We start from the raw sequence: 9,129 nt of genomic DNA on the forward strand, positions 1-9,129 counted from the left end.
TATTTTAATATTTACATAATACCATTTTTTGCTTAATATTTAAAATAAATAAATTTTTTCACAAAAGAAGTATAGACATATATTATAAAGTTATTAATGTCTATACTTAATGGTTATTATAATATAATTTAATTCTTAGACTTCTTTAGAAAAGCCTACAATTCCAAAGGATCCTGGACCTCCATGAGATGTAATTACACAGCCTGTCTGCATCCATTTAATTATTTCAAATCCTATTTTCTTTGCCTTCTCTTCAGCTATTTTACGAACCTCTTGTGATAATCCTATGGACCATAATAAGTATAGTTCTTTTTTATCTAAATTCTTAATATAGTCAAAGTCCTCTATTAATTTTTCAACTATACTTTCCATTTTTCCTCTATACTTTTTCTTAGCTACTAAGTATCCATTTTCAATTTCAATTGCTGGATGTATCCTTAGGATTTTCCCACCTATAAAGGCTGCATTACTTACACGTCCTCCAGCTCTAAGATACTCTAATTCAGCAGGAACAAAAGACATTTGACAACTATCACGTATTTTATCTACTTCTTTTAACAGTTCCTCCATAGTTACCTTTGGATTTTCTTTTAAATATCTATCTGTTTTAATTACAATGGCTGCTTGTCCTATTGATACATTCTTAGTATCATAACTTGTAACGTAATCTCTATTTTCAGCTGCTATTATTGCACTTTGATAAGAGCAAGTTGTTACAGCAGAATATGCTAGATGTAGTATTTGCTTATTTGGATATAAACTATGAATTTCATCAAATATTTTTATAAAATCCTGTGGAGAGCTTCCACTGGTTTTTGGTACTTTATTTGTATTATTATAATACTCACAAATATCCTCTACTGGAAAAGTTCCATCATCGTAAGTATTCTCTCCCATGGTAACATGCATTGGAACAAGAAAAATCCCCAATTCTTCTGCAATGTCCTTTGGAATATCTGAGCCTGTTTCCGCCACTAAAATAATATTACTCATTTTCTTTCCTCCTTCTATATTAATACCCTATTTAGGAATTATTTTCTAAATAACTTAGGTATATTATATCATTATTTTTATAATGTAATAGTTTTATTTTCAAAGTTTTTATTCATAAGAAGCTATGTAAATTAAAAGAACTATTGTCTAATTAATAAAATTAATAAAACAATAGTTCTTATTTTATATATTTATTTTGTACATTTTATGCTAATGTTTTTTCTATCTTATTGTCTTTTTCTACCGAATCTTTAGGTAAAACTATATTTAATATTGTAGCTGTTACAAATCCACCAACTATAGCTTGACTAAACATACTTTGGAACCATGATGGTAAGTGTTGCATTACTTCTGGACAATTGCTTAATCCTAATCCTACTGCACATAAGGCAGCAACAATAAGTCCTGTTCTTTCTGAAATTTTTCCTTCTTCTGTTAACAAATTAAGACCACTTATACTTATCATTGCAAACATTAGTAATACTGCTCCACCTAAAACTGGATTAGGAATTGAAGCTACTATAGCTCCTAACTTAGGAATAAATGCACATAACATTAGAAATGCTGCACCAGTCATTAGTACAAATCTATTTACTATCTTAGTCATTGCTACTAGTCCAACATTTTGGCTAAAAGATGTATTTGGCATTACTCCAAATAAAGTTGCTACTACTGAACCAAAACCATCTGCATGAACTGCCCCTTGCAATTCATCATCTGTTATATCTCTTCCTAATCCCCCTACTGCAATTCCTGTATTGTCGCCAATAGTTTCTACTGTAGTTGCTAAATAAACTAATAAAAATGGTATAATAGCTTCAATTTTGAAAGTATAATTTAAATCTTCTATCATAAATATTGGCTTTGGAATTGAAAACCAACTAGCTTCAGCAACTCCTGAAAAATCAACCATACCAAAGGCAAAAGCAACAAGGTAGCCAACAATTATACCTATTAATATAGATGAAATACTCCAAAATCCCTTAGTAAATTGCTTTAAGAGAATTATAACTAAAAAAACTATTATAGCAATTATAATATTATTTATATTACCAAAGCTTGGGTCGCCTTGTGTTCCAACACCTCTACCTATAAATTGCATTCCTATTGGTATTAATGATAAACCTAATATTAAAACAACTGTTCCTGTTACAACATGTTTTATTATACATTGAAACCACTTCTATTAATAGCAAAAACTTCTAAATCATTTTATCTTACATTTATATTGACGATGATAACTAAATTATGCTAGTACTTTTTAATTATAGATTTAATATAATAAATATAATCACTTTTAATGAGGTAAAAATATGAATTTTAATGGCTGGGGAAATTTCGAAGATTTATTTAGAGCTTGCGGTTATACTAATTATTGCGATGGAAACAGTAATAATAGCAATAATAATGATGAGAATAATAATACTACTGATAATAGTAGTAATAACAACAATAGTAATTCTAATTACTATGGCTGTAATGATATACCAAACGGTTTCCAAACCCTGCACCCTGAACTTTTTATAATTATAGGTGAAATACTTGGAAATATAGTAGCTGGAAGTGTTCCCTTTAACGTTCAAAATTCCATTGGCAACTGGCTACAATTAGTTGGGCAAGCTATCTTAACTTATAATGCTCAGCAACAATATTTTCAAGCAGGGCCAGGTAGATATTATGAAGCTAGAAATTATAATATTGTTAATCCTTTTTGTAGCTCTTCCTCACCAAGTACAGCTGCCTATACGGCAAATACAGCTAATGCACAGGGTCCTTCAAATGGATCAAATTCTCAAAGTTCATCAAGAAGCTCTAACTCAAAAGGTAATTCCAATAAAATAGAAGAATTAGAAAAACAAGTATATGAATTAACCAAGGAAATAAATGAAATTAAAACACTTCTTCAAAAAAAATAAGCTACTAGATTTTTAATTAACTAATAGCTTATTTTTATTTAAATAATTATTATATTAAACTGATATCTTAATGTTTGAATCAATGGTACTACTATATTTAATAATCTTAACTGGGCACTTTTCAGCACATTTTCCACAGTTTATGCATTTATCATAGTCTATTTTTGCTAAATTATTTTCTACTGTTATAGCATCACTTTCGCATACTTTAGTACATAGTTTACAACCTATACATCCTGTATCACATGCTAATTTAACTTCTTTCCCCTTGTCATTAGACATACATTGAACTTGATATTCAGCACTATATGGAATCATTTCTATAAGGTTCTTAGGACATGCTTTTATACATTTTCCACAAGCAACACATTTTTCTTTATCCACTACAGCTATTCCATCTATTATATGAATGGCATCAAATAAACATTCTCTTACACAAGAACCATAACCTAAGCATCCATAAGAACATCCTTTATCTCCTCCCCCTGGTGCAATTACAGCCTTAGAACAATCTTCTATTCCATAATAATTATATTTTTTCTTAGATTTTTCAGAAGTGCCTCCACATCTTACAAAGGCTACTCTTTTTTCGCTCTCTTCTAAGACAACTCCCATAACTTCACTTATTTGATTAGCTACTGCTGCCCCTCCAACTGGACAACTATCAGCTGCAGCTTCTCCAGATGCTATAGCCTTAGCTAACCCATCACAACCTGGATAGCCACATCCTCCACAGTTATTACCAGGAAGGAGTTCACGAACCTGTAATTCTTTCTCATCTACTTCTACTTGTAACTTCTCTCCTGCAATTCCAAGAAGGACACCTATAATAATACTAATTCCTCCTAAAACAGCAGTTGCTATAATTATCTCTCCCATTTTCGCTCCCCCCTACAGTCCAGCAAATCCCATAAAAGCAATTGCCATAAGTCCTGCAGATATTATTACTATTGGCATTCCTTTAAAAGATTCCGGTATATCATTATGTTCTATTCTCTCTCTTATACCTGCAAGTATTAAAATTGCAACTAAATATCCTACAGAGGTACCAAATCCTGATACTATACTAAAAATAAAGCTTTGAAGGTTGCTTGTATATTGTACTTGTACATTTGTAAGGGCAACTCCAAGAACTGCACAATTTGTAGTTATAAGAGGAAGGTAAACTCCAAGAGCCTTATATAAACTAGGAATATATTTTTTTAGTATCATTTCAACTAATTGAACTAATGCAGCTATTACTACTATAAATACAATAGTCTTCATATATTCTAAGTTTAGTTTTACAAGTATAAAGTTATAAATAAGATTAGTTATTGCAGAAGAAAGAGTTATAACAAAAATAACTGCTCCTCCCATTCCAACAGCTGTCTCTGTCTTTTTTGAAACTCCTAAGAAGGAACAAAGACCTAGGAATTGATTAAGTAATACATTATTTATAAAGATTGTAGTTATTAAAACTAAAATTAAGTTTTGTACCATAATTATTTACCTCCTTCATCAATTCCATTAGCTATTTCTATTTTTGAGCTACATCCTTGAATTCCACATCCTGCACAGCCTGTACTACAATGATCTGATGATGTATCTTTCTTATTAGTATCACTAGGTGCATTAAATTTATTTTGAAGTGCTGTTAAAAATGCAATTACAAAGAAAGCTCCTGGGGCAAGCACAAATATGGATACCGGTTCATAGGAAGCTGGAAGTACTTTAAAACCAAAAAGCATACCACTTCCTAATAATTCTCTTACTGCACCAATAACTAAAAGTCCTAATGTAAACCCAAGTCCCATACCAATTCCATCAAAAACAGAGGATACTACATCATTTTTAGCTGCATAAGCTTCTGCTCTTCCAAGTATTATACAGTTAACAACTATAAGAGGTATATATATACCAAGAGATTTATATAAGCTTTCATAAAAATATGCTTCAAGTAACATTTCTACTACTGTAACAAAGGATGCAACTATAACTATATACGCAGGCATTCTAACTTTATCTGGTATTACTTTTCTAAGCATTGATATAAGTAAATTAGAGGCTACTAAAACTGCAGTTGTTGAAAGACCCATTCCTATTCCATTAATTGCTGCAGTAGTAACTGCCATAGTAGGACACATTCCAAGCATCATTACAAAAGTAGGATTTTCTTTAATTACTCCATTATAAATACGTTCTGTACACTTATTCATTTATTAAAAAGCCTCCTTACCTAAAATATTTTCTTTAGCAAATACTAGTGCTGAATTTACAGCTTCAGTTACAGCAGAAGTTGTAATAGTAGCTCCACTTATAGCATTTATTTCATCTTCAGCTGATGCACCTGACTTCGTATATTTTATTTCTTTAACATTTTTCCCTGCAAATTGTGATTTAAATTCATCATCTTTAGCCTTCATACCAAGTCCTACTGTTTCACTAATTGAAAGTATTTCAAAGCCTTGGATCTTTCCTTCCTTATCAAGTCCTAGAGATATTTCAATATTTCCACCATAACCATTGGGTGAGGTAGCATTTAATATATAGCCAATAGCTTCATTCTTTGATTTAGCAATTAAAGCTTCATTTACTGTAGTTCCATTAAAGCCTTTAGATTTTAAGAATTCTTTAGAAGCCTCACAATTTTTAACTAAAGTTTCATTTGTTTCAAAAGCCTCTGCTTCTTTAAACATTCCTCTATAAGCTTTGTTTTTCTCCTCAGTTCTAGCATAGGCAATAGGCTCTTTTGTTACTTTATTAACTGCTGCTAATGTAAATGCAGAAACAATAGTTATAATTAAAAGTATTATTGTATCTTTAATTATTGTACTTTTTTTATTAGCCATTTATTCTTGCCTCCTTTCCAAATGCCTTTGGAAGAGTATATTTTTCAATAAGAGGAACCACAAGATTAGATATTATAATAGCATAAGAAACTCCCTCTGCTGAACTTCCATAAAATCTAAAAACTGCTGTAAGGAAACCTAATAAAACTCCGTAAACTATTTTTCCTTTTGGAGTTATTGGACAAGTGACATAATCAGTTGCCATAAAGAAGGCTCCAAGCATTAACCCCCCACCAAAAATATTTCCTATAAGGTATTCTATGTTAAGACCTTTTCCTCCTAAAAGATTCATTATTATAATAAATCCAATAAATGAACCTATATATGTCATAGGAATTTTAAGAGATATTATTCTCTTTCTAAGAAGATAAATTGCTCCTATTAAAATTGCAATAACTGATGTTTCTCCAATTGTCCCACCTGTTGTTCCTAGGAACATACTAAGTAAATTGTAATCTCCTCCTGTCTTAACTGCTGAAAGTATAGTTGCTGAAGAAACCCCATCCACCATAGCATATCCATTTACAGCTGCATGTCCATTCATTATAATTCCTTTAAGTGTATTATTTGCTGCAATTCCAAAGTCTGTCATAAGTCTTGAAAATGATATAAGTAAAAAACATCTTGCAGCTAAGGCAGGATTCATAAAATTTTGTCCAAGACCTCCAAACAGCTGCTTAACAATTATTATGGCAAAAACTCCGCCTACTATTGGTACCCAAAAAGGTATAGTTGATGGCAAGTTATATGCTAATAAAAGACCAGTTACTAATGCACTACAATCACTTATTGTAATTACTTTATTCATTCTTTTTTCATAAATATATTCAGTAAGAATACAAGTGGCAACACTTACCAATATTATTATTAATGCTTTTAATCCAAAATTATATATTCCAAATAAACCAGCTGGGATTAATGCAATTGCAACATCAGCCATTATTGTTTTAGTACTTTCTTTACTTCTCACATGAGGTGATGCTGATACGTTATATAATTCACTCATTTTAGATAATTCCTTTCCCCATAAATATTTCATTTCCCCTAAGTATTTATAAAATAAAATTAATATTATTTCTTTTTCCTACTATCTAATACGCTTTTCCTACTTTGTTTAAAAGCTTGAGTTATTCTTCTTTTAGCAGGACAAATATAAGTACAACTTCCACATTCATAGCATTCCATACCATTAATAGCTATAAAGGATTCATTATCTAATCCTTCTATAGTTTCAATTGCCTTTTGTGGTATAAGATTGCTTGGACAAACTTCCACACATCTTCCACAACGAATACATGCTGTAGGTTCATTTTCTGCTACTTCATCTTTTAAAAAACATAAAAGTGCTGAAGTAGTTTTAGTTACTGGAATATCAAGAGAATATATAGCAGTTCCCATCATAGGTCCCCCTGAAATAATCTTTTCAGGTCTTTCTTTAAATCCTCCTGCTTCTTCAAGAAGTTCAGAATAGTTTGTACCTATTTTTACTGAAAAGTTTCTAGGATTATTAATAGCATCTCCTGTTACAGTAATTATTTTTCTCATAAGAGGTGTAGATTCACAAACAGACATATATATTGCAACCACAGTATCTACATTATCAACAACACAACCTGCATCTGAGGGAAGCATATTAGAATTAATTTTTCTTCCAGTTGTTGCATAAATCACCATACGTTCTGCTCCTTGTGGATATTTAGTCTTAAGAACCTTAACTGAAATATTATTTTCACCTTCTATTGCTGCACGAAGAATTTTTATTGCTTCTGGCTTATTATCTTCAATTGCAATTATTCCTTTTGCTTTTGGAAATAAACTTAAAATAACTTTAAGTCCTCCAATTATTTTTTCAGGCATTTCAAGCATAATTCTGTAATCTGAAGTTAAATAAGGTTCACACTCTACAGCATTTACAATTACATAATCAATATCATTGTCATCCTTTGGTGTAAGCTTAACATGAGTTGGAAAACCAGCCCCACCTAGCCCTACTATTCCTGCTTCTTTAATATAATTTCTTATTTCCTCCTTAGAAAGCTTGGTGTAATCTCTTTTATTCCCAATGCCCTCAGCAGCCTTGTATTCGTTATCATTTTCGATAATAATCGACATAATTTTATTACCGGAAACATTAAGTCTTGGTTCAATAGCCTTTACTGTACCAGATACTGAAGATATTATATTTGCTGAAATAAATCCAGTGGCTTCTCCTATTTTTTCACCTACTAGTACTTTATCTCCTACAGCTACTATTGGTTTTGCTGGTGCTCCTATATGCTGAGAAATAGGGTATACTAAATTTCCCTTAGGCAAAATCTCCTTTATTGGAGTATTTTTAGATATATCCTTCCCATCCTTTGGATGAACCCCACCTTTAAATGTACCTAATTTCATAAACTCAACCCTTTACTAATAATTTTTTTGATACTTTAATTATATTCCTAAGCCCATAATTTAACAATTAGTTATGTACAATTTTTTCTCATTATTACAATTTTTCCAATTTATTGTACTTTTAAAATAATTATTTAATAGAAAATATTATTTAAATTATCTTATTAAAAAAACCACTTCTCTATTATTCATAGAAAAAGTGGTCTATCATATAAAATTATTAATATATTATCTCTTCCATCTACAAACTATATTTTCAATATAATCTATAATTATAAATAATATTAATCCTAATATACTTAATATAAGTATTCCAGAATATAAATCTATATAATTAATTCTTGACCAAGCATCTTGTATAAAATACCCTACACCTTTGCTAGTTCCATAGGCTTCTGAGAAAAATAATATTGAAAAAGCTGTGCCTATAGATAATCTAATATTAGTTAATATATCAGGTAATATAGATGGTAAGGTTACATGGTAAAATAACTCTAATCTTTTTGCTCCTAAACTTACTAACATATTATAATCTTCTTTAGATACATTAATTACTGAATCTCTTACTGAAACTATTATTGGAAAAACTGTAATTAAAACTATCATAGTAATCTTAGATCCATCTCCAAGTCCTCCTAAAGTCATAGCTATTGGTAATAAAGCCATTTTAGGTATGGGATATGTAAAATAAATTAATGGATTTAATAATTTATTCATCTTATCAGAATACCCCATTATAAGTCCTATAGTAATTCCTATAATAAAGGCTATTAATAATCCAATTCCTACTCTATAAAGACTGGCAAATATATGTAAGTAAAAATTATTTTTTAATAAGTTTGGTAAATTAGCATATATTTTTAGTGGACTAGGTAATATTCTAGAATTCATTAGTAAAGAAAATATATACCAAAGAATATTTAATATTATAAATCCCTTAATGAAAATCCAAATTTTCTTCAATTCTTTCATTTACCTTCCCCACCTTTAATTAA

At 30.2% G+C, this 9,129-nt stretch carries 10 protein-coding genes; 1 reads left to right on the top strand and 9 read right to left on the bottom strand.

The features are described from left to right. Nucleotides 1-135 precede the first annotated feature (135 nt). Both ACQRD5_RS15930 and ACQRD5_RS15935 read right to left on the bottom strand, forming a co-directional pair. Nucleotides 136-993 (bottom strand): DegV family protein, encoded by an 858-nt coding sequence (locus tag ACQRD5_RS15930; RefSeq protein WP_320899838.1) that lies wholly within the window; start codon nt 991-993, stop codon nt 136-138. 205 nt (nt 994-1,198) lie between these two features. Beyond that, a complete protein-coding gene (locus ACQRD5_RS15935; RefSeq protein ID WP_336624130.1) occupies nt 1,199-2,161 on the bottom strand; it encodes a uracil-xanthine permease family protein in 963 nt (320 codons plus the stop codon). A 145-nt stretch (nt 2,162-2,306) separates the two neighbouring features. On the opposite strand from ACQRD5_RS15935, the gene ACQRD5_RS15940 reads away from it, so the two are divergent. Next, the gene (locus tag ACQRD5_RS15940) at nt 2,307-2,909 is read left to right on the top strand and encodes a hypothetical protein (protein ID WP_320899836.1); all 603 of its coding nucleotides are present in this window, start codon (nt 2,307-2,309) and stop codon (nt 2,907-2,909) included. Between the two features lie 54 nt (nt 2,910-2,963). Here ACQRD5_RS15940 and ACQRD5_RS15945 read toward each other — a convergent pair whose 3' ends face one another. The 7 genes from ACQRD5_RS15945 to ACQRD5_RS15975 form a co-directional block, all read right to left on the bottom strand. Beyond that, nucleotides 2,964-3,788, bottom strand: coding sequence for an RnfABCDGE type electron transport complex subunit B (locus ACQRD5_RS15945; protein ID WP_427747030.1), 825 nt, complete (start codon nt 3,786-3,788; stop codon nt 2,964-2,966). Between the two features lie 12 nt (nt 3,789-3,800). After that, nucleotides 3,801-4,391: an electron transport complex protein RnfA gene (locus ACQRD5_RS15950; protein WP_294169889.1), complete on the bottom strand. Its 591-nt coding sequence runs from the start codon at nt 4,389-4,391 to the stop codon at nt 3,801-3,803. 2 nt (nt 4,392-4,393) lie between these two features. Continuing rightward, entirely contained in the window at nt 4,394-5,107 is a 714-nt protein-coding gene (locus tag ACQRD5_RS15955) for an electron transport complex subunit E (RefSeq protein WP_320900046.1), read from the bottom strand. 3 nt (nt 5,108-5,110) lie between these two features. After that, the gene (locus tag ACQRD5_RS15960) at nt 5,111-5,740 is read right to left on the bottom strand and encodes an RnfABCDGE type electron transport complex subunit G (protein ID WP_294169885.1); all 630 of its coding nucleotides are present in this window, start codon (nt 5,738-5,740) and stop codon (nt 5,111-5,113) included. Then, on the bottom strand, nt 5,733-6,746 hold the full coding sequence (locus ACQRD5_RS15965; protein WP_320900051.1) for an RnfABCDGE type electron transport complex subunit D: 1,014 nt from the start codon (nt 6,744-6,746) through the stop codon (nt 5,733-5,735). The genes ACQRD5_RS15960 and ACQRD5_RS15965 overlap by 8 nt, the downstream gene beginning before the upstream one ends. A gap of 65 nt (nt 6,747-6,811) precedes the next feature. Then, the gene (gene rsxC, locus ACQRD5_RS15970) at nt 6,812-8,134 is read right to left on the bottom strand and encodes an electron transport complex subunit RsxC (protein WP_320900043.1); all 1,323 of its coding nucleotides are present in this window, start codon (nt 8,132-8,134) and stop codon (nt 6,812-6,814) included. Between the two features lie 228 nt (nt 8,135-8,362). Beyond that, nucleotides 8,363-9,106, bottom strand: coding sequence for an ABC transporter permease (locus ACQRD5_RS15975; protein WP_427747031.1), 744 nt, complete (start codon nt 9,104-9,106; stop codon nt 8,363-8,365). Nucleotides 9,107-9,129: the final 23 nt, after the last annotated feature.

Source organism: Clostridium sp. SGI.024 (assembly GCF_050315195.1).
Lineage (GTDB): Bacteria > Bacillota > Clostridia > Clostridiales > Clostridiaceae > Clostridium.